General features: G+C 51.5%; 20 protein-coding genes. 10 read left to right on the top strand and 10 right to left on the bottom strand.

All coding sequences use genetic code 11. The annotated features are described in order from the left end of the window. Positions 1-163: 163 nt before the first annotated feature. The 4 genes from AABA21_RS05030 (at position 164) to AABA21_RS05045 (ending at position 4,055) form a co-directional block, all read left to right on the top strand. Positions 164-865, top strand: coding sequence for a hypothetical protein (locus tag AABA21_RS05030; RefSeq protein ID WP_338247898.1), 702 nt, complete (start codon positions 164-166; stop codon positions 863-865). 240 nt (positions 866-1,105) lie between these two features. Then, on the top strand, positions 1,106-1,510 hold the full coding sequence (locus tag AABA21_RS05035) for a toll/interleukin-1 receptor domain-containing protein (protein WP_338247899.1): 405 nt from the start codon (positions 1,106-1,108) through the stop codon (positions 1,508-1,510). A gap of 525 nt (positions 1,511-2,035) precedes the next feature. Then, the gene (locus AABA21_RS05040; RefSeq protein WP_338247900.1) at positions 2,036-2,440 is read left to right on the top strand and encodes a low affinity iron permease family protein; all 405 of its coding nucleotides are present in this window, start codon (positions 2,036-2,038) and stop codon (positions 2,438-2,440) included. A gap of 307 nt (positions 2,441-2,747) precedes the next feature. Then, on the top strand, positions 2,748-4,055 hold the full coding sequence (locus AABA21_RS05045) for an ATP-binding response regulator (protein WP_338247901.1): 1,308 nt from the start codon (positions 2,748-2,750) through the stop codon (positions 4,053-4,055). A gap of 207 nt (positions 4,056-4,262) precedes the next feature. Here AABA21_RS05045 and AABA21_RS05050 read toward each other — a convergent pair whose 3' ends face one another. The 3 genes from AABA21_RS05050 to AABA21_RS05060 form a co-directional block, all read right to left on the bottom strand. Next, on the bottom strand, positions 4,263-5,159 hold the full coding sequence (locus AABA21_RS05050) for an aminoglycoside 6-adenylyltransferase (RefSeq protein WP_338247902.1): 897 nt from the start codon (positions 5,157-5,159) through the stop codon (positions 4,263-4,265). A 114-nt stretch (positions 5,160-5,273) separates the two neighbouring features. Next, positions 5,274-5,471: a hypothetical protein gene (locus AABA21_RS05055; RefSeq protein WP_338247903.1), complete on the bottom strand. Its 198-nt coding sequence runs from the start codon at positions 5,469-5,471 to the stop codon at positions 5,274-5,276. A gap of 51 nt (positions 5,472-5,522) precedes the next feature. After that, a complete protein-coding gene (locus AABA21_RS05060; protein ID WP_420917133.1) occupies positions 5,523-6,458 on the bottom strand; it encodes an AraC family transcriptional regulator in 936 nt (311 codons plus the stop codon). Positions 6,459-6,754: 296 nt separating this feature from the next. On the opposite strand from AABA21_RS05060, the gene AABA21_RS05065 reads away from it, so the two are divergent. From AABA21_RS05065 to AABA21_RS05085, 5 genes are all read left to right on the top strand, one after another. Next, a complete protein-coding gene (locus AABA21_RS05065; protein WP_338247905.1) occupies positions 6,755-7,798 on the top strand; it encodes a zinc-dependent alcohol dehydrogenase family protein in 1,044 nt (347 codons plus the stop codon). A 266-nt stretch (positions 7,799-8,064) separates the two neighbouring features. Beyond that, positions 8,065-9,228, top strand: a complete 1,164-nt coding sequence (locus tag AABA21_RS05070) for an MFS transporter (RefSeq protein WP_420917134.1) — start codon at positions 8,065-8,067, stop codon at positions 9,226-9,228. A gap of 93 nt (positions 9,229-9,321) precedes the next feature. Beyond that, on the top strand, positions 9,322-10,071 hold the full coding sequence (locus tag AABA21_RS05075; RefSeq protein WP_338247907.1) for a dihydrofolate reductase family protein: 750 nt from the start codon (positions 9,322-9,324) through the stop codon (positions 10,069-10,071). A 748-nt stretch (positions 10,072-10,819) separates the two neighbouring features. Then, complete coding sequence (locus AABA21_RS05080; RefSeq protein ID WP_338247908.1) at positions 10,820-11,431, top strand: HAD family hydrolase; 612 nt, start codon at positions 10,820-10,822, stop codon at positions 11,429-11,431. 260 nt (positions 11,432-11,691) lie between these two features. After that, a complete protein-coding gene (locus tag AABA21_RS05085; RefSeq protein ID WP_338247909.1) occupies positions 11,692-13,005 on the top strand; it encodes an RNA-guided endonuclease InsQ/TnpB family protein in 1,314 nt (437 codons plus the stop codon). A 236-nt stretch (positions 13,006-13,241) separates the two neighbouring features. Here the strand turns inward: AABA21_RS05085 and AABA21_RS05090 are convergent, their stop codons facing one another. Then, a complete protein-coding gene (locus tag AABA21_RS05090; protein WP_338247910.1) occupies positions 13,242-14,297 on the bottom strand; it encodes a LacI family DNA-binding transcriptional regulator in 1,056 nt (351 codons plus the stop codon). A gap of 251 nt (positions 14,298-14,548) precedes the next feature. Between AABA21_RS05090 and AABA21_RS05095 the strand changes: the two genes are divergently transcribed. Next, positions 14,549-15,937: a malectin domain-containing carbohydrate-binding protein gene (locus tag AABA21_RS05095; RefSeq protein WP_338247911.1), complete on the top strand. Its 1,389-nt coding sequence runs from the start codon at positions 14,549-14,551 to the stop codon at positions 15,935-15,937. Positions 15,938-16,067: 130 nt separating this feature from the next. On the opposite strand, the gene AABA21_RS05100 is transcribed toward AABA21_RS05095, so the two are convergent. The 6 genes from AABA21_RS05100 to AABA21_RS05125 all read right to left on the bottom strand — a co-directional run bounded on the left by AABA21_RS05100 (position 16,068) and on the right by AABA21_RS05125 (position 23,849). Then, the gene (locus AABA21_RS05100; protein ID WP_338247912.1) at positions 16,068-17,888 is read right to left on the bottom strand and encodes an FAD-dependent oxidoreductase; all 1,821 of its coding nucleotides are present in this window, start codon (positions 17,886-17,888) and stop codon (positions 16,068-16,070) included. Positions 17,889-17,916: 28 nt separating this feature from the next. Next, positions 17,917-18,807, bottom strand: a complete 891-nt coding sequence (locus tag AABA21_RS05105) for a carbohydrate ABC transporter permease (protein ID WP_338247913.1) — start codon at positions 18,805-18,807, stop codon at positions 17,917-17,919. 98 nt (positions 18,808-18,905) lie between these two features. Next, positions 18,906-19,880 (bottom strand): carbohydrate ABC transporter permease, encoded by a 975-nt coding sequence (locus AABA21_RS05110; protein WP_338247914.1) that lies wholly within the window; start codon positions 19,878-19,880, stop codon positions 18,906-18,908. A gap of 3 nt (positions 19,881-19,883) precedes the next feature. Next, positions 19,884-21,215 carry an extracellular solute-binding protein gene (locus AABA21_RS05115; protein ID WP_338247915.1) on the bottom strand — a complete coding sequence of 444 codons (1,332 nt, stop codon included), beginning with the start codon at positions 21,213-21,215 and terminating at the stop codon, positions 19,884-19,886. A gap of 94 nt (positions 21,216-21,309) precedes the next feature. Then, a complete protein-coding gene (locus AABA21_RS05120) occupies positions 21,310-22,365 on the bottom strand; it encodes a LacI family DNA-binding transcriptional regulator (RefSeq protein ID WP_338247916.1) in 1,056 nt (351 codons plus the stop codon). Positions 22,366-23,126: 761 nt separating this feature from the next. Then, positions 23,127-23,849: a GntR family transcriptional regulator gene (locus AABA21_RS05125; RefSeq protein WP_338247917.1), complete on the bottom strand. Its 723-nt coding sequence runs from the start codon at positions 23,847-23,849 to the stop codon at positions 23,127-23,129. Positions 23,850-24,047 lie beyond the last annotated feature (198 nt).

The following is a 24,047-nucleotide window of genomic DNA, read 5'->3' on the forward strand; positions in this document are numbered from 1 at the left end:
CGGGTTTTGATCAGTAGTGACGTTTATCATGGAGAAAAAGGCAGCCTGACGGATCGCAACATTCGTAGAGCTACATTTTCTTATGGGTATACTGTAAAAATTTCGCGATTTTGCAGATAACAGATGCGAAAGCTCTGAATTGTGACTAGTCAGGTTCTTATCAATGATGATGGTATTGCCGGAAATAACCGTTTATACCGGGCCTATGGGTGCTGGTAAAACGACGCGGCTCTATGGCAAGATGGGTGAACTTACTCACCTCGGTATTCCTTATGAGGCATACAGGCCGGGAGTAGATGTTCGAGACGTGGTTATCGCTCCTCGTGGCTATGTCGTGAGTGAAAACGCGGCTCTCACTCCAAATTGTACAACGGTCGAATCGCTTGCTGATATTCCGGTTAAAGAGCTTGTGCTGCGCGGCATCAAGACGCTTTTTCTGGAAGAGTGGTTCATGTTTGGCTTTGATCATCAAAGGCGGCCAATAGCAGGTCTCTATCGTGAAATCATGGGATGGTGGGCTTCGGCTGGTATTGAGCGAGTGTATGCGGCAGGACTTGATCAAGGAGCAAGCGGCAATCAGTTTGGCCTGGTGGTAGATGCCCGGAGATATGGCGCAAAAGTGGTCGTTTGTACAGCCAGGTGCGCATATCCAGTAAATGGTGAACGTGATCCAAAATGCGGGCGTGTCGCCCGCAATAGTCAAATCTATGATGTCCGTGACAACAGAGCATTTGACATGGAGACCTTACCTGATCTTCTGCCCGAAGGGTTGCGTCCGCATGATCGCTATCGCGCGGTGTGTACGCAACACCTGCTATTGCCTCCAGAACAGACAAAGCCATTTGATCCCATACAGACCTGGTAGACTCTATGGAGGAGGTTCCTATCTCCTGCATGTTCAACGTACGCGAAGCACGTTTCTACAGGTGGCCTATCGGTGTGATCTGAACGAAAAAACACAACTAGGGGTGACCGTGCGGCAGCGAGCCGGGAGACATCGGCCTCCCTCCCGAGACAACCAAAGCAACAACAGCATGCCTTGCCATCGCCAGCACCTATCCTTCTGCAGCAGCAACACACGTCTTCCGAGTATCATTCCTGCGTTTTGAGTTACGCAACCGAAGATCAAGCGTTTGCCGAGAAGCTGTATACAGATCTTCAAAGCAGCGGTGTTCCCTGCTGGTTTGCCCCTCATGATCTCAAAACCGGTGACAAGCTCCGCGACAAAATCTATGAGGCGATACAGAACAATGACAAGCTCCTCATTGTCCTCTCCGAACATGCCATCGGGAGTCGTTGGGTCGAGGAAGAAGTGAATGCAGCCTTGGACCGGGAGCATATGCAAAAAGGCACGTTTTTACTCGCAGGAATATCAACGAGCCTTCGAGCGGCTCTTGCGCGATTTGAAGAAGACGGAGATAACGGGAGATGCCTAGCTATCACCTTGAGAAATGACGCATTCAGGGGGCGTATGAACAAGAAACGTGACGCCGCTCTCGTTGATGGGTAATAATACGATCATCGGCAAAGCGAAACAGCAATTCATACGCCTGACCGTAGTCGCTGTTTTTTCTACCAACATACCCCGCGCAAAGAATGTCATATGCCTTCTCCTTCTCGATAATGAATACGATAGGCTATCTGCCCACCTCCTCCCAGGCGTCACTCCATGAACCCGTGTTGTGAGCGAGTGTATACTTTCTATAGTAAGCAGAGGTACATCGATACCGTGGATGGATCGCCCCACCCACTACAGCGAAGGGAGGAAGATGCATACACAGAGACGCTCGACTTGCACTCATCCAGTATGGTTGGCGTGGTCTCTGTTTCTCCATCCAACCAGAAGCAACGACATGGAACACGACACCCAGCAAGATTAGGAAGAACAGGTTGTCGGCAGCGCAGAGCGACAAGGTGTTCTGGATGTTCCTGCGTATCGCGGCACCGCGTTTTGCCGTACCTGCACCTACGATGAAGATACGGCATGTTTGAGATGGGCGCGCTTCTCTTAAAAATACGTGTAAAGGAAACAACGATGAACAAGACATCTCTCTTCTCTCGTTTTGCACGTCTCATGTCGCGGATGCTTGGGCATCCTCTGGCCTTTGGCATAGCAGCGCTGATTATCGTCGTGTGGCTCATCTGTGGACCCATCTTCCATTTCAGCGATACCTGGCAACTCTTTATCAATACAGGAACCACCATTATCACCTTTCTCATGGTATTCCTCATTCAAAATACGCAGAATCGTGATAGTGAAGCCATGCAGGTCAAATTAGATGAATTGATTCGGGCCCTCAAACAGGCAGACAACACCATCTTAGACAGCGAAAATCTCACGGAACAGGAGCTCAAACAGCTCCAAGAACACTATAGCCAACTGGCACAGCACGCCCTATCACGGTTGCCGCACAAGAACGCAACACCCCCAACCCGTTGATACAGTAGCTCGCAACAAAATGATAAGGGTCTCTCTCGATACCCCTGAGCCAGAGCCATCCAGCCACCATCCATCTGGCCGACCAGGCACATCCTTTCCCACTTCCTCCTCTCACACTCGCCCTTCGCGCACATCTATGGCGACGCATCGCCACATTGACACACACAACAGGAGGAAAGCACATGCTGGCGTGCAAGCCCCAGTCCAGCGGAGAAATCCTTCCCTACCAGGTGTTCACTGCAGTGTTCAACGGTCGCACCCATATCAGATCAGGAGCTTGATAGGATATACTAAGGAAAAACAGGAGATGCATACGGCCAGAGACGGCAATGAGAGATACGATCGGGTTCCTGATTTGCCCATCAGCCATACACACAAAGATGCCAGGAAGCAAGGAGAAACATGTTCACCTGTTGCCGAACCAGAGGCAATGAACCAGACCAACACCAATGAGGAGGAGATGGCTCGAATGCAGACAGCACACATCTTACTAGTTGACGATGATCCTGCGCAACTACAGGCTCTGTCAGCGATGCTCTCCATACGCATGCGTGAACTTGCAGTCCAGACGGCATCCCAGCCGTCCAAGGCACTTGAGTTGCTGCAAGAACAGGAATATGATGCCATTATCAGTGATATTTTGATGCCTGGCATGGATGGGCTCGAACTTTTAGAGAAGATACGGCAACGCACCCCCGAAACACCTGTGCTTTTAATTACCGGCCATGGAGACCACGATCTGGCGATGCTCGCTCTTCGCAGTGGAGCGTACGACTACATCCTCAAACCCATTGATCGCGATGATTTTCTTGGGGCCTTGCAGCGTGCGCTGCAGACGCGACAGTTGCGACGGCAAATCCAGGAGCACCAACGCTCCCTGGAACAGCAAGTTGAGCAGCGCACGCAAGAGTTGGTCGCAGCACATGCGGCTAAAGATGCGCTCCTGCGCCTGGTCGCCCATGAGCTCGCGTCACCTCTCACGAGCTTAAAAGGCCGTATCCAGTTGCTGGATCTGTACCTTCAACAGCCAGAGAGCCTGGAAAAGGGGCGCCACATCGTTGGCGGCATCAATCGCTCCCTTGCTCGCTTTGAACGGTTGGTGCAGGACTTACAAGATACGCATCACTTGCAGGCGCAGCACTTTGATTTGCAGCGCACTCGGTGTGACCTGGTTGAGGTGTGCCGGCAGGTGCTCGCCGAATTTCGCGAGGGTGTGAAAACTGCTCCCCTCGCAGAGATCGTTGATGAACCGCTCGAAGGAGATATCGACAGGCAACGTATAAGCCAGGTACTCCTCAATGTGCTTTCCAATGCCTACAAATATTCACCACAGGGAGCTCCCGTGATGGTTCGGGTGTGGCAGGAAGGGAAGCAGGCCGTCATCGCAATCCAAGATCACGGTGTAGGGATTGCAGCAGAACACCTTTCTCGCCTGACAGAGCCATTTTATCGTGTTCCAGAGATCCAGGTACAAACAGGGTCTCAGACAGGATTGGGATTGGGTCTCTACCTGGTCCGCATGATCGTTGAGCAGCACGGGGGGCGACTGGAAGTGCAGAGCCAGCAGGGACAGGGAAGTGTGTTCTCTATCGTGCTCCCTCTGCTACCCGTGTGAGATGCCTTCTACCTGTCAGGAGAGCAACACACGCACTGCAACTGGCGAGAGTGTGCCTTATCAACGATGTCCTGTTGCAGAACCAGAATTAGCCCGCAGAAATACACTGCCATCGTGAGTTCATTAGCAGTGAGGTCCCTCGTGAAGGGAAAAGAAGCCAGCCCGAAAAATTCCTCGTGCCAGATGAGATACAATAAGGGAGATGCTTTAGAGACCGTTGTGATTGTGATCGCGCAATGACATCTCACGAATCTCCTGGAGATAGGCGCTCACCTGGTTATCTACGTGTTGAGGGTAGGGATAGCCCAGCCGGTTGCCCACGGACAACGCGACCTTGCGGAAGAGCACGATCAGGCGATCAAAGGCCTCCCAGGTTGCCTCACTCTCCAGTGGAACATATGTGCTGGCAAACTCCGACCAGATTTCCGCTGGCAGCAATTGCTTGAGCCCGCGCCCAAACACCCCCGGTTTGACAGACCAGTCATGATCCATCTCAATGGACCATTCGAGCATCCGTCGCAGCGTGACGATCTTGAGGTCCTGGTCCAGCATCCATTTCGTGAAGGCGAGATCATCGCGCCAGAGGCTCTTGGCCACGTAGGTCGCCCCCCACCAGAACTCCTCAACGAGCGCTTCGTACTCTACTCGTGTCGGTCGAGCAGGGATATACGCCCGATAGGATGGCAATTGCCATCCGACCGTTCGCTGCTCCTTGTCGAGCAGGACCCGATAGCCTGCATCGAGCTCGTCAGGCAGGTGGGAATCAGAGGTGATGCGATCCAGCACCTCCACTGGCCAGATACCGTAATCAATTTTGACGCCGTTCTGATAGATCACGCCCCGAAAGTATGTTGCCAGATCATACCTCGTGCCCTGGTCACTCCAACGGACCATCGGCTGATCATACTCGCAGACCCAGGCAGTATCAAAGGCAAACGGCTTCACATCGCTCACAGCCAGAATCAGATCATAATCGGAAAGCAGGTCCACTGGCCCTTCCGGCCTGGTACGGGTGCTCGTCAGGATCATGGCACGGATCAATGAATGGGCCGTACCCCAGGCCACCAGTTGGTCAAGAACATCCTTTTCCTGCGGAATGTGCATGCTTTTGTCCTCTCAATGTGTGCAAAACGACTGAAATAGACGTGGCTCATCCGATGCGCCACTCAAACGGTCTGGAGACGAGCCGCCAAGGAACGTCGCTCAGGAAATCGACCCCTATCCGCGCAGTCGATCAATGGTGCGGAAATGGGGGAGCACGTGGAAGAACAAGGGGGCAGCGATGAATACTGCTTTGTCTACGCACGCGACCGACACCATGCCTCTCAGTTGGCACACCACTAGCTCAATCAGCGACCCGATCTCACCCAGCATTTCTTCACGCCATGTCCCGAAGGGATGTACTGTTGGCGACATCACAGTTCCTGGTCATCGTAACTTGTGACTTTGCACTGCAGCGGTGCTGATTTATTCAGCGTTTTGTAGTGCCTCATCCCGTAGGCGTTGTACATCGCGTAAGGGTGGAGCGCCGAAAAGGCTTTTGTACTCACGATTGAAGTGAGAAGCATCATTATACCCCACCCGATAGGCGACACTCGCCGCGTCGAGGTCTTCGCTTAGCATCAGGCGCCGGGCCTCCTGCAGCCGCATCCGCTTCTGGAATTGTGTGGGGCTCATGGCTGTGACGGTTTTGAAGTGGTGATGGAACCCAGAGACACTCATGCCTAACTCGCGCGCGAGTTTCTCGACGTGCAGGGGCTGATCGAAGTTTTGCCGGAGTCGTTCAACCGCCCTGGCAATGGAGGATGTGTGGCCCCCTACGATTGCCAGGTGGCGGAGCCGGTTTCCCTGCTCACCCATCAGCAGGCGATAGATAATTTCCCGTATAATCAGCGGCTGGAGGAATGGCACTTCGGTAGGGGCATCCAGAAGGCCCAAGAGCCGCACGAATGCGTTGAGCAGATTCCCATCCACCGGGCTGACATCGATAGCCCTTACACCGGCATGATCTCTCGGAGAGGCCTGACTGGACTCAAGCATGACCGAGCTAACGAGGCTGGGGGGCAGAGAGAGGCGAAGGCTGAAGTAGGGTTGCTCTTTCGACGCTTCCAGGACATGACTGATGTGGGGGAGTTCCATCGTGACAAGCAGGTAATGCAAGGGATCGTACTGGTAGCGACTATCACCAAAAAGGATTTGTTTGCTGCCCTGCGCAATCACGCACACGGACGGCTCAAACACACCGGGAAGCGGCTCCGTAAGTGAGGAGGAGCGGGTAAGGTACATCCCCTCGAGCGGCTGTACGGTCCCATCCTCGCGCACGGCCCGCGCGATCCGCTCCACCAGTTCCTTGCGCTGGGCCTTCAGGGGCACGGGCTCGCGTTCTGACTGCTGGTCGATCATCATAGTTATGAATACCCCTTTCCTCATTGCTCCATCGCCATTGGGGACAATTTGCAGAATTCTTCAATTATTTACGCTAATAATTCTATCACTCAGTGCGAAGGTGCGTCTATAATAACCAGCAGAGGCCCTCTGAGGAAGACTTGATGGGAGAGGAGAGACGCTCATAGAGTATGTCCGGTAATGCTGACATCCATAGTAATTCTGAATATCGGGAGTTGCTGAGCAAGAAAAAGAGGGGTTATGACGTACGTAACATTCTGGTTTTCGACTGGTGAAAAGGAGATAGAGTTATTATGAAAGCAGCAATTTTTAAGGGGAAAGGTCAGATCGAAGTAGGTGAACGCCCAAAACCAGCTATTCAAGAACAAACCGATGCCATCATACATGTTGTACGGGCCTGTGTGTGCGGATCTGATCTCTGGTATTACCGAGGTCTTATGGACCATGCAGAGGGGTCAATCGGCCATGAGTTCATTGGTGTGGTTGAGGAGATCGGCTCAGACGTGAAAACGATCCACAAGGGCGATTTTGTGATTGCCCCGTTTGCCTTTAGCGACGGCACATGCCCCAACTGCCAGGCCGGTTTCCACACGGCCTGCACTCACGGCGGTTTCTTTGGTCAAGGGATCGAAGGCGATGGTGGGCAGGCAGAGTTTACACGTGTCCCCCAGGCTGACGGTACCCTTGTCGTTGTTCCTGGTTCCGAGTTTTCGGAGGAAACACTGGCATCGCTCCTGGCCCTTTCAGACGTGATGGGGACTGGTTATCATGCGGCCATATCGGCTGAGGTGAAACAAGGTGACACTGTGGCGGTGGTTGGCGACGGTGCGGTTGGCTTATCTGCAGTGTTGTCCGCCAAACTCCTCGGCGCCAAACGCATTATCGCGATGAGTCGCCACGCTGAGCGCCAGGCGCTTGCTCGTGAGTTTGGTGCAACTGATATTGTCGAGGGTCGTGGCGACGCTGCGATCAAATCCATCATGGATTTGACGGATGGCATCGGTGTGGACGCGGTGCTTGAGTGCGTTGGTACGAGCGAAGCGAACCAGACGGCCTTTGCCATTGCGCGCCCCGGTGCCATTGTTGGTCGCGTTGGGATGCCTCACAATGTAGAGATTCCCGCCGAGGGGACCTTCTATCGCAATGTTGGGATGCGCGGTGGTCCCGCTCCAGTTCGTGCCTATATGACTCAATTGCTGGATGCAGTTCTCGCGGGCAAGATTCATCCTGGCCGCATCTTTGATTTCACCACCGATCTTGATCATATTGCCGACGCTTATGCTGCGATGGACGAGCGCCGCGCGATTAAATCGCTGGTCAAAGTAGGGACGATGTAGAAAACATGTGCGTGGACGCCGCCGTGTATCCATTGCAGCAATGGCACGTTTCCCTCTGAGTTCGCTGGTGCAATCATCCGTGTGGCTCATGATTCCCGCGTGTTACCGGGTATGGGTGCGGCACCCGCCGCCCCCTCTCCCTTCGCCTTAACGCCTGGGCGGACGCAGCGCTTTCCTCACCAAACCGCCTGAAAAGTTCCTTTCCTCTCCTGTCAGCGCCCCTTTCCTATTGCATAATATTCTAACAATGGAGGAGATATATCTTGATAACAAAACAAAACAATATGCTTGTCCCTATATTAACGCTAGGGGTTTTTGCCATCATCAATACCGAAATGGGAGTCATCGGGCTGTTGCCTTTAGCTGCTACCCAATTTCATATCAGTATATCTGAAGCAGGACTGCTCGTAAGCCTCTTCGCACTGACTGTTGCTATCTCTGGTCCAATTCTGCCATTAGTATTCTCAGGTATCAATCGCAAGCAGGTTATGCTACTGGTTCTTGGAATTTTCCTTATCGGCAACATTGTTTCAGCATTCACCTCAAACTTTATCGTTGTAGTAATTGCTCGTGTGATTCCAGCCTTGTTTCATCCAATTTATTGTTCCCTGGCGTTCACGGTAGCAGCTACTTCAGTGCGCGAGGAAGACGCTCCCAAGGCCGTCTCTAAGGTCATGATGGGAGTATCTGCAGGTATGGTCCTTGGGGTCCCGGTCACAAGCTTGATTGCGGGTGCCACTTCGTTTGGAATAGCGATGCTCTTTTTCGCTCTCGTGACTGCTCTCGCATTTATGGCGACCATCCTCTTTGTGCCGTCCTTGCCTGTTCATGAAAGAAGTTCGTATGGAGCGCAATTACGCGTCTTAAAAAAATCCATTACCTGGCTTTCCATGGCCGCTGTCATTTGTATCAATGCCGCAGTATTCGGAGTTTTTAGTTACCTTGCTGAGTATCTTGGGGCCATTACACATATTCCGGGGCATACCATTAGTTTCGTATTACTCATCTATGGTGTGGCAAACATTCTCGGCAACATGATCGCCGGGAAGATACTGAGTAAAAATGCCATCAGGTTCGTTGCGTCTTTTCCTTTCGCATTAGGAGCAGTGTACATCCTCTTCTTCTTCCTGGGACAGTTCACTATACCTATGGCTCTCATTACATTGGTTTGGGGCATATTAGCTGGTGCGGCAGGTAATATTAATCAATATTGGATTACGTCTGCAGCTCCAGAGGCTCCTGATCTGGCGAATGGATTGTTTTTAACATCCGCGAACATAGGGACAACCATTGGCACAACGGTCTGCGGATTGCTTCTATCCGGAATAGGCACACAGTACTTCGTCTTAGGTGGATTGCTCTTCTTAGTATTGAGCCTCGTCTCTATTGTGCCAAGAAATTCCATCCGATTGCGGCTAGCACGATTGTAACGTGCAATAGCAAGCCTGAGTATCAGCGTTGATGATTGTATCGTGGAACAGTTAAGATAGAAAAAGTGCAACATAAGCAGCAAAGGGGTCAGTATGCAGCCTAAAATCATTTGCCATATGGTCAGTTCAGTTGACGGTCGCCTGTTGGTTGATCGGTGGACCACACCTGCCGATGGAATTGATGGGAAGCTTTTGAGCGGATACTACAACCAGATTTCCCAGCGATTTCATGCCGACGGCTGGATAGTTGGACGTACTACGATGGAGGATTATGCCCAGGGCACTGTCCGCAAGGTCGAAAAACCGATGATTGACCTGCGCGAGCCGTTTATTGGCAATCGTAACGGGCGCGATGTCGCGGTGGTCATCGATCTCCAGGGGAAGCTCCATTACGGGCAGGATCACGCCGATGGTGATCACATCATCGCTATTCTCAGTGAGAACGTGTCGGACGATTACCTCGCTGAGCTTTATCATGATGGCATTTCCTATCTCTTTACCACCTCGAAGAGGAACAATGAGGGTAATGGCTTCCAAAGTGGAGATCTGCAGTATGCGATGGATGTTCTTGGTGACACTTTCGGTATCAAGACTCTTCTTCTTGAGGGCGGCGGCATGACGAATGGCTTATTCCTGAAAGCCGGATTGATCAATGAAATCAGCCTGCTGGTCTATCCCGGTATTGACGGCCTTGCGGGTGTGCCGAGCATTTTCAATTACCTCGGAAAAGCCAATGAACGGCCTGCTGAAGGTCAATCGTTACGCCTCATCAGTATGGAATCCCTCGAGGGAGGGATGGTATGGCTCCATTATGCAGTGGAGAAAAGTCCGTCAGGCCAGTGAGGAGGATGAAAAATGTATCTGTTCCATCCTCTTGCGGTGGGATCGGCTCCGCTGCTTTGGCGGGACTGGCACCGGTGACACCAGCGGCACGCCTGTCTACGTCTCCATCGAAGCAGCCTGGACATCCAGATGGGAGCAGATGTGCCTCCCACTCCGACCGTCTCCCCTCCGATCCTCTCGTGAGCACAGCGAGCCCATGCTCGCTTGTCATGGGAGGAGCGGCTTGCACGTAACGCTCGCAAACCGTAAACTGGTCAGTTCACGCTCAAGCTGTTCGGTATCCCAGAAACCTTTGCCAGTTGGCCTGGCCTGACGAGTGCGTCGGACACCCACGAGACAGCAAGCGGTTCACCTGGGAGCATCTCAGCTTCGTCTCTCTTGCAAGAAATGGCTGAGGCAGGTACAATGGAGCCACGTGACAAGGCAGTTTATGACCCATTCAGGAGGTCCTGCATGGGTGAGAAGCAACCATTTGATGTTGAAGCCTACATCAAGCAATCGCAAGAAGGTCCCTGTTGTATCTGTGAACTCGTTGCTGGGACCAATCCTCATCATATGATTTATGAGGGGTAAATGATATCGCTTTATGTCGTACGGTTACGATAACGCTGTGCCGTAAAACAAACGTTCTTTTCTACCCTCAAAGCCGATGAGAAGCCAGGAGAGCGATTTTCATCACGACATCACATTATCACAGAACTATGACACAGAGTAATGTCATTTACAGCTACCGGAAAGGTTCAAGAGCGTGAAAAAGTACATACTCTTCGATCATGATGGTGTTCTGGTGGATACCGAGTTCTGGTATTACAAAGCTGGAGAACGCGCCCTGGCGGACATTGGTTTGACTTTGGATAAGGATCAATACCTCCGGGACATGGGCCAGGGATTGGGCACCTGGGCCCAAGCCAGGGCGGCAGGTATTGATGAACAGACCATCAGCAGGCAGCGCGAGGTCCGTAATGATTATTATCAGAAATATCTTAGAACAGAAGCTATTGAGATTGAAGGCGTCGTTGAAACTCTTGCTGAGCTGTCAAAATACGTCCGCATGGCCATCGTGACGACTGCAAAGCGTGTGGATTTTGAAATTATCCATGAAAAGCGCCAGATTAGACAATTCATGGATTTCGTCCTTGTTCGCGAAGACTACAAGCTCACCAAGCCGCACCCGGAACCATATCTGACCGGATTAAAGCGCCTCGGAGCCACCAAAGAAGAGACACTGGTTGTAGAGGATTCATCCAGAGGGCTGAACTCAGCCGTGGCAGCCGGTATTGACTGTGCCATTGTCTATAACGACTTTACAAAAGCGCATGACTTTTCACACGGAATGGCCCAGGAAGCCCCGTGTCTTTAGGCCTGATTCTTACCCACATTTACAAATGGAATCTGTGAAACGGCCATCAGGGTTTCTTGCCACTGTTGACTGTTTCACAAGCCCATCTCTTGCGATTGGCTTTTCAAGCTTGATCAAAAAGATGTGGGTAAGAATCAGGTCTTTAGGCCGGGGAGGAATGGGCCTCCCTTTTGGGGTTGGGGAAGCGAAGTAGTACATTTGTTCATTCATCCCTACCTTTTTGCTTGGCAGGTGGTTGAAAATATAGTAGAATAGCATCTATGAAAACGATCATTACGGCGAAGATACGACTGCATACGACACCCGAACAGTTTGCCGCCTTACGTGCTACCCAACTGGCATATCGAGACGCATTGAACTATGTGAGCCAGTACGCTTTTGCACACGGCAACATGAGCAATGCAGCGCGGCTGCAAGATGGCACATATGATGAGATTCGCGTTCGTTTTCATCTTCCTTCTCAAATGACCTGTTCAGTTTCTCGTCAGGTCGGAGCCACCTATAAAGGCTTATGGACCAAAGTGAAGGCGAACACGGCTGCACGGAAGGCCGGGGTTACCAAGAAGAGGTATAAGGGATTAGACCACGCTCCCACGTTTGTTTCTCCTACCTTGACCTATCAAAACCGCAAAGACTACACCTTTAAGAACAATCAACAGGTCAGCATCTTAACGCTTGAGGGCCGGGTCATCATTCCCTATACCGGCTATCGCAAGCATGTTGAACGTATTCACCATGGTGCAGAAATCGGTGCGGCAAAACTGTGGTATGACAAACCCAAGAAAACCTTCTATTTACTCGTCTCCTTGGAACTCCAGATGGCCGATCCTACACCTGAGACACAGACGGGCATTGCTGGTGTGGATGTCGGTGTACGCTATCTGGCTGTCACCAGTAGCACCAGGGGAACATGTACCTTCTATTCAGGCAAACAGATTGTACCCAAAGCAAACCATTACGCGAGACTGAGGAAACGTCTCCAGAAAAAAGGCACTCGTTCTGCAACGCGCCGCCTGGTGGCGATGAGTGGACGAGAGAGACGGTTGAAGCGAGACGCCAATCATCGAGTCTCAAAAAGCATCGTAACGGCTCATCCTCATAGTTTCATCGGCGTAGAACATCTGGCAGATATCCGAGAGCGAACACGCCGTCGTACGGGCAAGAACACAAGCAAGAAACAACGCAAAGCCAATCATGCCTATTCCAAGTGGAGCTTTGCTGAATTGCAGAGTTTGATCGCGTATAAAGCGCTCTTGCAAGGGTCCATGGCGATCAAAGTAGATGCTCATTACACCTCGCAAGCGTGCCCGATGTGTGGACATACAGCACCTGAGAATCGCCCGAGACACGGCCTGCTCTTTGTCTGCAAGAAGTGCCACTACACGCTTCATGCTGATTTGGTGGGAGCCAGAAACATTACGATGCGCACGTTGGTAGTCCGGCAAGACTGGACGACCACGGGGCTCTTGTCAGTAGCCCCTGATGGATCAAGCGATGAAGCCAAAGCAGCACGCCTGCAAAGGTATGCTGACTTGCGGTGGAGCTTAGAACCAAGCCCCGTATCTTTAGACTGATTCTTACCCACATTTACAAATGGAATCTGTGAAACGGCCATCAGGGTTTCTTGCCACTGTTGACTGTTTCACAAGCCCATCTCTTGCGATTGCTTTTCAAGCTTGATCAAAAAGATGTGGGTAAGAATCAGATCTTTAGATCGGGGTATTTGACAGGCTAGCTATCGAATCGAAACTCTGATTGAATTGAAGGATATCATCCTTACGGATGACCGATAGGCATATTTGGCATCATTTCAAGAGACAGTAGGATTTGTCTGCCGGCGGTAAGGTGGCGCACAAGATTTCCGGACGACTAATGAGGTCGCTAGCTCAACGCGCCCCGTCTCTAGTTGTTCGCCAGCAATCATCTTTAAGAGCATCTCCGCCGCCATTTTCCCCATCGCTTTCAGTGGCTGGTGAATAGTCGTAAGCGGAGGCGTAGCCAGGGCAGAAGAGGGAATATCGTCAAAGCCGACCACACTCATTTGCTCGGGCACGAGAATGCCACGTTCGTAAAGAGCAAGGTAGACACCTGTGGCCTCCAGATCATTGCTCGCCAGAATAGCCGTTGGTGGTTCAGGCAAAGCCAGCAACTCGCATGTCTCTCGATAGCCGGATCCTGGCAAATAATCTCCCATGCGTAGTAACGCCGGGTCGGGTGTGATGCCCGCCGCTTGCAATGCAGCAGAATAAGCGGCGATACGCATGCGCGAAGCCATAAGCGAGGGTGTTCCACTAATCATAGCGATACGTCGATGTCCAAGAGAAAGAAGATATTCAGTAGCAGTCCAGCTCCCAGCCCAATTTGTTGACCCTACTGAAGGTACGGAGGGATCACTTTCGCTTCGATCATCAATGATCACAAAGGGGATGTGATGCGCGCGTAGTTGGGACGCGACCGTGGCTGAATGGTAAGGGATCAGCAGCAGCACTCCGTCGGTCGATTTATCAAGGACATTGGCCAGCCATTGCCGTTCCTGCTGAGCCTCATTGTGCGTGGTAGACAGCACAAGCCGGACATGGGCCGATGACAATACCTCTTCAACACCACTGATCACCAGTAAATAATAATCTACATCAAGCCCCGGAACCACAAGTTCAACCAGGCCACTTAACCCTTTGCGTAGTACGCTGGCAGCACGATTGCGCACATAGCCATGCTTTTCAATGATCTGTGCAACGTGGTCGCGTGTCGACTGACCGACGTCGCTACGCTGATTGAGCACCTTTGAAACTGTAGCTGTCGACACGCCAGCAGCTTTTGCTATCTCAGCGATCGTTGGCCGATGATGCTCTATCTGTTCATTCATAACACGCTCTGTGGCTTTCTGAAAAATCAATTTCGTAACTTCAGCGAAGTATAGCAGAGGTAATAATTGAAGTCAACAAGCTGTAAGCCAGTGTTCCCGCTTGTGCATGCAAATGATAAAAACGATCATTGACTCCTTTTTTACCGCGTGGTACCATGGTAAAATACGAAATCGATTTCGCAAATACATGCAATTGATTTTGCTACTTTGTCTCTGATTAGAAATATACATTGACAAGGAGAAGCTAATCTATGCGTACAAGGATTGGTACGAAACAGCAACTATCGCATGATGTCGCACGATCACGGCGATCGTGGAAGCATGTGATCATGGCAGGGATGCTGGTAGGCGGGCTGATTTCTGTCCTGCTCGCCACTATTGCAGTGCAGTCTCCATCCGCTCATGCCGCAGTTGCCGCCAAACACGGTTCTAGTCCCTCGCTACACCTTATCTGGAGCGATAACTTTAACGGCAACACGCTCGATCCATCCAAATGGACAGCCGATAATGAACCCAGCCCCCGCAACAACGAGCAAGAATACTATACTCCGTCCGATGTCTCTGTTGCCAATGGCTCATTAGCGATCAAAACTGAAAAGCGCAGTATGGGTGGCCTTCCTTATACCTCTGGCTTCGTACATACCTGGCAGAAGTTTTCATTCACCTATGGCCGGGTCGATGTGCGAGCGAAAGTCGCACCCTTTTCTGGTGCCTGGCCAGCAGCCTGGCTTTTAGGCGATGGTTGCGGCCCTTCAGCGGGTGATCCATGTAATTGGCCCAATGCTGGCAGCGCCGAAAATGATTTCATGGAGATGTTTGGCAAGACAACGACCAATAGTGTCACCTTGCACTACGCCGATCCGACGACCGGAGCAACGTCATCGATGGGATGCGGAAATGTCGGACCAACCAACGTCGATTATTCTCAGAGTTTCCACGTGTTCTCCACGGAGACCTCGCCAGGGAAGACGGATTGGTATATCGACAATCAGCTGGTGTGCGAGAAAACCTACACTCCCACACTCTTTAACACCCCGGCGTACCTGATCTTGAATACTGCGATTTGCCCAAGCTGGTGCGGCGTTCCGATTGGCGATGCACAATTGCCACAAAGTGCCTACTATGACTATGTCCATGTCTATTCCAGTGCAGCAAATGGGTATAAGGATGTAGCCGCAATCAATGCCGGTAGCACCGACAACGTTTCTGGCTTTGCACCTGATGCTCATTTCTCAGGTACCAATAGCCAGGCAGTGACGACCTACAATTCGATTGATATCAGTGGGGTGAAGGACCCGGCCGATGTCGGGATGTACCAATCCAATCGTGTTGGCCCATCCTTCATGTACACCTTCCCAAACCTCAAACCAGACCACACGTACCGACTGCGTCTGCACTTTGCGGAAACGTACTGGACAGCAGCCCATCAACGGCAATTCAACGTGCTTGTATCCGATGGGCATCACTCACGGCACGTGCTGACCAATTTTGATGTTTTTGCCGCGGCAGGAGGTGCGAATAAAGCGGTCGTACGTGACTTCACCGTCCATACAACGAGTACCGGGCAGATCGACGTACAATTTGCTTCAGGTGCATCTGATCAGCCTATGGTGAGCGGCCTTGAACTGCTAAACGAGTAACATCATTCTGCTTTGTATCTAAGCTTAGGTACAAAGAACAGGTGGCAACAATACATCTGTTGCTGCCCATGTTTGCTTCCAGCTCCGATGCACATAGGCAACAGAGCTGGAAGCAAACATGGGCAGGTGATTATTGAACGCTTATATCAACGATGCGGGCGTGATCCAAACCATTGGTGCTGATGACTTCTACACGCAGACGGGAAACCATGGCCTGCTGGAGCGGGAATGTGAGATGGCGCTGGTAATTATTATGGACATGGGCGATTTCCCGCAAAACGCCCTCTTGCTCAGCATACACAATGAATTCTTTCAGCGTTTCTGGTTGCGCTTCCCAGACCATGCGCTTTTGTAAGCTTGCCTGGTGTGTCAGCGTCAAATGGCGATGCAACCCGGTATCAAGGGTCAGGGAAACCTGCTGCACAGGCACAGGTTCACTCCATGCCAATTCCAACCAGGGATGTTCATCGTCAGGTTGCGACATCCATCGATGTGTGCCTGGCTCTGTTAGCTCAGGTCTGACCCCTTTCTCGCCATGAACAGAGCGTGTAAAGCCATCGATCACATTGATGGCTTTGCCCTCCTCCTGTTCGGAAGAGGCGGTCACCCGCGCGCATTGTACATGGTCCTGCCGATCGGCTTTTTTGCCGGGAATGAAGGCGCCTTGCGCGAGTAAGCGCTGTTGGGTTTCATGAATCAGAGCCTTATCCTGCCAGGCATGTTCCAGATCTTTCCCACGCGCGAGCGCGACGGCGGCAAAGGTCCCGATCCCCTGCCCGATGACAGAACAGGTTGCCATCACCCTGGTGCTGGAAAAGGCGATATGCGTCGCGGAGATATTTCTACCCGCGAAGAATAAATTAGGGATGTTTTTGCTGATCATACAGCGCAGAGGAATGCCATAGATATAGGGGGTATATGGCTGATTGCATGGTTGTTGGTTCGCCGCTTCAATTCCCTGCGGTGGATGTGTGTCCATCGACCAACCACCATAGGCCACCGCATCCTCAAAATCGACCGCTTGCTCAATGTCATTTTGTGTGAGGGTATGTTGTCCAATGAATCTGCGTGATTCTCGCTTTCCGGGCAAGAAGCCAAACCAATCCAGCGCCCAGTTTTCCGACTCGGGGTGATGGCCGCTGTTTTTAATGTGATCCCAGACGCCCAGCAGCACCGCCAGCAGCTCATCGCGAATCATCTCATTATCTTTGATCGTATCGTAGATACCACCAAACTCGATCCACCAGTATCCATACTCCCATGCGTTGTGGAGGCGAAACTGTAAATCTTCTTCAGAAAACTTTTTAACCCAGGTGGGAGGAATATAAGGCATGGGCTTGCCCATGTCCCTGGCGGTAAATAGCAATGAGGAACCTAAGCGGTATGGATCTCGATGCTGGGTAGCACTATCCTCATTGAATTCGTCCTGGGCTTCCCGACCGGTTGTAAAGAGAGCACCCGCCTCATAGCCAAGGCGTCCGTCACCGGTACAATCGATGAAGATATCCGCCTGTATTGCAAAAGCATCCTCGGTACTCTCTCTGGTGGCGTACGCGGTCCGAATGTGATTGTCTTCGACGGTCACTCCGACAATGGTTGTATTGAGCATCAAGGTCAGGTTAGGTTCGGCCCGGCACTTTTCATAGAGAATGAGATCGAGCATGCTAGCCGAGAACTGTGGATTGCGGACCGCGCATTCCAGCATAATCTCTTCTAAAATGCCTGTTTCTCTGGCTTCTGTTTCGAGGATCTTTCCCCGGACACAGGCACCGAGGATATGCATTCGTACTTCGGACGAGGCATTTCCTCCCAGAACCGAGCGATTCTGACATAAAATGACGTGTGCGTTATTGCGCGCGGCGGCGATGGCAGCAATGACGCCCGCCATGCCTCCCCCCGCCACAAGAATCTGGGTCACAAGGGTATGGTGTTGTGCCTTATTGTCAATCATGTACCTATCCTTTTCCATGAAAAGCGTCTCATCCTTTCAATCCTGAACGGGCCAGCGCCTGAATAAATTGGCGTTGCATAAACAGGAAGACGGCGATAATCGGCAAGAGCGATGATGTCGCACCCGCCATAATCAGTGAAGCCGTAAACCCTCCGCTTTCATCCATATAGCTCGTGAGACCCAGAGGGATGGTAAAGTTATGCTCGCTCGTGAGCATGATCAGCGGCGTTTCATAATCGTTCCAGCTCCAGACAAAGGCCAGAATAGCCAGGGATGCCAGCACAGGTTTGGCCAGAGGCAGGATAATACGCCAGTAGATTCTCCATTCACTGGCGCCGTCGATCCGCGCGGCGTCGCTGAGCTCCTGGGGAATGGTGATAAAGAACTGGCGTAACAGGAATGTGCCCAGCGCGGTAAAGATACCGGGCAAAATGAGCGCCCAGAGGGTATCGTAGAGCCCCATTTGCTGGAACATGAGAAAGCGTGGGACCAGCAACAACTGGCCGGGAATGATCAATGTGCTGATGTAAAACAAGAAGAGCACATCCCGTCCGCGAAAGCGCAGGCGCGCGAAGCCATAGGCAGCCAGGGAGGCTGTCAACAGCTCGCCCACCACACGCGCGACCGCGACAATGATCGAGTTGCCAAAGTAGAGTGTGAGCGGATGATCACCGGTCCATACCGTGAGATAGTTTTGCCAGACAATCGGATCAGGGAGCCACTTCATCGGGAAGCTAAACACATCAATCTCGCGCTTTAACGACGAGATCAGCATCCAGGCAAATGGCAACACGAAGAGAATGGCCAGTGTCCACATGAACGCACCAATGATGATCCATTGAATGCGTTGTCGCTGCCGATAGGACAGAGGCGCATGCCGTCTATTGATCACGGTAGGCCGCTCAATGTGAGATGCCATATTGCTCGCTCCTCTCATAATGTATCGTGTTCGTGTCCATGTGGGATGCCTGTGGGCGCATGTCGAGATAGTGCTGCGGTGTACAGCAGAGAGGTGTTCTAATCATAGAAGACGCTCCGTTTCTGGAACCACCACAACAGCAGTGTCAGTACGAGCACGACCAAAAACATCACCCAGGCCATGGCGGCCGCATAACCAAAGCGATAAAATTCAAAGCCATTCTGGTAGATGTAGTACGAGAGCACGGTCGTGGCCCGCCCGGGACCACCCTGCGTCATGAGGTTGATCATGCCGAAGTTTTGTGAGGCGCCAATAAAACCAGTTACCAGAAGAAAGAAGATGGCCGGCGAGAGAAACGGGATGGTAATGGTGCGAAATCGGGTCCACGCGCCTGCGCCGTCAATGGTGGCAGCCTCCAGTAATTCTGTCGGCACATCTTGCAGAGCGGCCAGATAGATGATAGTTGCATAGCCAACACCTCCCCATACCGCCATAATGATCAGGGCTGGCAACGCCCACTGTGAAGAGACCAACCATTGCGGCGGATTGGCAATCCCAAGCGCCTTGAGAATGACGTTGATCGGCCCCTGCGTTGGATGATAGAGGAGCAGCCAGGTAGTCGCGATGGCAACAGCATTGGCGATAAAGGGAATAAAGAAGATGGTGCGCAGAATAGCCCGCCCGACGATAGGACCATTCAAGGCCAGCGCGAGAAACAGCCCGACAATGACAGTGCAGGGAACGCTGAGCCCGACATAGATCAACGTGATGCGTGCGCTCTGCCAGAAATTCGGATCCTGCAGGACGTCACGAAAGTTTTGCAGCCCGATCCACTTGATGGCGCTCAAACCTGCCGTGGCATCCCACTGCGTAAAGGCAACAATCAGCGCAAAGAGCAGTGGCAGCAGCGTAAACAGCAAGAGCCCGATAAAATTTGGAGCAATAAACAGGTATCCGATCCAACCGCGTGAGCTCCTGGAGCGATATTTGGGCCCTGGCCTGGCCGTTGGGCCCGTATCCGCCGGTGTGTGGCTCTTCGATGAGAGAGCCTGTTTTTGATACAGCGTGCTCATCAATTAGCTCCCTGCTTGTTTAATAGCCGCGTCACACTGCTGTTTGAGCGTTGTGGCCCACTGATCGACGCTGATTTCACCGATCAGGCAGCGATCGCTCTGGGCCTGGAGAATCTTGGTCATCTGAGCCCCTGCGGCGGTAATGGTGTTGGTCACTAATTTGATGTTGGGATCAAAGATAACGCGTTTGAAGGCTGCCGCATCAAAGAGCTGATCTGGATTTGAACCGAGAATAGAGCTCACCTGCTCATCTTGCGAGATCCCGGGGAGCACAGGATTTTTGCTTCCCTTCAGCATATATTTGCTGCCATCACCGATCCAATAGCGAATGAATTTCCACGCGGCGTCCTTATTTTTGGCCTTTTTGGAGAGCATGATCCAGTTATTCAACCCCCCACCATTGTAGTAGCTGCTCGCATTGGTTGGCCTGGGTATCGGCGCGAATGTGGTCACGAAATCGTGAGGGTACTTACTTGTATCCCGAACGTATCGCATGTTGTATGGAGATGAGAGCCACATAGCGAATTGTCCGTTGAGGTAGGGACCTTGTTGATAAACGCGCAAATTCTGAGCCATCACGTCTGTCCAGGGAAAGGCGCTCTTTTCTTTGATCATATCCAGGTGCAGCTGCATGCTCTGTCGGAACACCGGATTGTCGAAGTTTGATGCTTTGCCCCCATCTGTATACATCGCGTTTGGCCCCAATGTCAGAACTGAGAGATCTGGTGGAGCATAGCTGCCATACACGGTCTGTCCGCCATTGGCACGTGTTAAGGTTCGTGCGAGCGCATGGAACTCGTCGATGGTCCAGTTTTGAGGAACCCGCTGCCCTGCTGCATCGAGCAACTTCTTATTGATGGCGATAAAGTTGGGTTCACGAGTCGTGGGCAGGCTATAGAAGGTATTCTGATAGGTAAAGAGACCATCAGTGGTAGCCGTCCAGGGCTTGAGCACGCTGTCAGACTGTATATATGATGTCAGGTCCTCCGCCAGTCCAGACTTAATGCGCTGGCCCATACGCGGGACATCATAGGTGAAGTAGACGTCAATGGGCGTGCCACCCTGCAGCGCCGTATCCAGTTTGGTGTTGCCTGTATCATCATTGACGAACCGGGTATAGTTGACTTTAATAGAAGGATTGGCCTTTTGGAAGGCCGCGATCAAGTCGCGGGGACCATTTTCGAGCGGAACCCCTCCCCATACATTTAGAGTGGTGGTACCAGCATTCGCTGCTGCTCCGCATCCTGCCAGGAGCACGGTTGTCGTCGCCCCTGCCAGATATCCTAAAAATCTACGGCGGCCGATTGAAGATGCGTATGTGGGAGATAGTGTCATCGTAGACTCCTCTCTAAAATACTTCCCTATGATAGGGCTGATGGATAGAGACGTACTTGAAATACATAGAATTTGTACACAATCAGATCAGGCATCAAAATCTGGTTGAAATACCCGTCGTGGAAGCTCGTGCGTTGAACTTCATTGGTAAAATGATCCGCATCCGTTCCTCATCAATTCCTTTCAAGAGGGTAACGAGGCGCAGGGCGGCAATCTCGCCCACTCGATGCCAGTCCAGATAAATACTGGAGAGTGGGGGATCGGTAAACTGAGCAAACGGTTCGTCATAGAATCCTACAATAGAGACCTGTTCCGGGACTTTGATCCTCGCCTCCTTTAATGCTCGCAGCCCACCAATGGCCTGGTTATCGCTTGCATACAAAATCGCGTTAAAGTCCCTGGTATTACTGAGCAGCGCTTCAGTCGCCTCATACCCGGCTCGCGGATGGAACTCAGTCGCAGTCACAACCAGTTGCTCATCATAATAGAGACCCGCTTCACTTAAGCCAAGGCGATATCCCGCTAACTTATCATGGCTCGTCGTTGTGGTAGGAGGACCATTCACAAACACAATCCGACGGCGCCCTGATGAGGCCAGGGCCTGCACCGCTTGTGAGGCGCCATTGAGATAATCACCATGCACACAATTGATCTCTCTTTTGTGCAGGTGGGCGGCCGCAAGAACAATAGGAACATGGGCCTGTTCAAGCGCATCGATAATGCGAAGATCAACAATGCCGCCGATAATAATGACTCCATCGGATTGGAGCAGTTGCGCCAGGCTCTGTGAGGTAGGATCATCAACAATGACCCGTTGAATGTGCATCTGCATCCCGAAGCGGAGAGTGATGGCCTCAATGCCATTGACAACAAGTTCCGTATATGAATTGGTGCTATAGGCTTGCTGCTTTGTGGATCCTCCTTCTGCATCCCGCTGTATCGATCCAAGGGTCGCAACGATGATGCGTTGACTATCTTTGCTGGTGCCGTATCGTTTGGCTTCAGGCAAAGGATAGCCCAGGTCTCGTATGGCTTGTAAGACAGCCGTCCTGGTTCGTTCGTCAACATTTGGATTATCATTCAATACGCGTGAAACGGTCGCCGTTGACACATTGACTTTATCCGCAATATCTCGCAGTTTAATACGCATCCTGGTCATCCTATCGTGTTGCAAACAGAAGAGTATGTAAAAAAGTATACGGAATGTAAGGTAGTTTCACAATGTTCAGTGTAATATTTGCAAGAAAATTTCATGGGGCTCATAGAGGCAAGAGAAATGTTCTAAAAAAAAAGGGATTCCCAGGGTGCGCAAGAGCAGGTGTGGAGTTAGAAAGCCCTTCCTTAGTGTACGCTTACCAGCCGAGTCAGCCTAAGGAATACGAGCCGGGAATGTGCCCGCTGCCACAACCTGATTATTCGTTACGATGCAGGTCAACCAGGAGAAGGAGACACACCTGGTGCGCCATTAGCCTATTGTACCGTTTGTGGGATGAAGGGGAATGCAGATAGAAATGCCAGTCTGCTCATCGGTCAACGCGTAATAGAACGGTATGGCCCACAGGAAAAGCCTCTCGCTCTTCGGAGAGTGTTGAAAACACCAGGTATTGTTGTCTCTCAAGACGCCGGATGTGAAGACGAACCATCTATTCTTGCAGCTAGGCATGGAGAGAGAAACGAGCATAGCGCCGCTCACGATGTACGGTTCAAGATGGATGAACCGGCATCAGATATTCCTCCCCAATGACGGTGTCTCTTTTGAGGCTAGTTATGCTATCTCTTCTCTCGAAACCGTGTACGTAGGAGTGTCAGAAGTTGCGGGGATAAATCCCCGTGGAGTGTCACATCGTCATCCTCTCTCTGAATGCTTTCTTGCACCATTCATGGTTCTTAACCAGGCCACGTCGGGCAAACTTACTCCTTTAAAACCTCTTGCAATGCTACCATCTTCTGGAACTCGTCCACGTTGAAGAACGGCGAAAGACGTTCTCGTACAGCCTGCGAATGATAAATGGCCAGGCGAACCGCCGCCTCTGAATCGTGTTGCATGATGGCATTGAAAATCATCTCATGCTCCTGATTGAAAGGAACAATCTTTAGCATGGTGAGTATTTTCTCGTGGCTAAGGAGGTAGAGATCCGTGCGCTCTTCGTTGTTCACGACAAACTGCGTCAGCGGAGCGTTGCCTGCGGCAATGCCAACTGCGCGATGAAAATCACGGCCCGCCCGGAGAATACGAGGGAGATCGCCACTCTCTGCCACTGCCTTGCCATGCTCAATAGCTTCCTGTATAGCACGTAATTGCATATCGGTGGCGGTAAGTGTGGCAAGTCGAACAAGGTATGGCTCAACGACCTCATTGGCAGCAAACATCGTCACAAATTCTTCACGGGTTAATTGCCTGACATGGAAACCTCTCCCATTTCGCGGTGAGATTAATCCTTCATGTTGGAGGATGGCCAATGCTTCTCGTACCGGGGTGCGACTCACATTGAGTTGAGACGCAATTTCTTCTTCAATGAGTGGCTGGCCATATGCTAAGTATCCAGAAAGGATGCCCTCTTTAATTGCGTGGTAGGCAGCCTCGCGATACCCCGATGCCCTGGGGAGTACGAGCGGCTCAAGGAACTTTGGCATGCATTCACCTTTGCTATATATTGTTTGAAAACTCGGCTTATCTTTGTATACAAAGAATACACTACTTTATCATGCGCGTCAAATCTATTCTACATCTTATTTGCGCCAGGCACCAAAAAAAACAGGAGAAAAAGGAGGAGATTCCTCCATATTCCCAAGATACCGGGAATGTATTGTCTTGACAAAAAGCGAATCCTT

Source organism: Dictyobacter halimunensis (assembly GCF_036245075.1).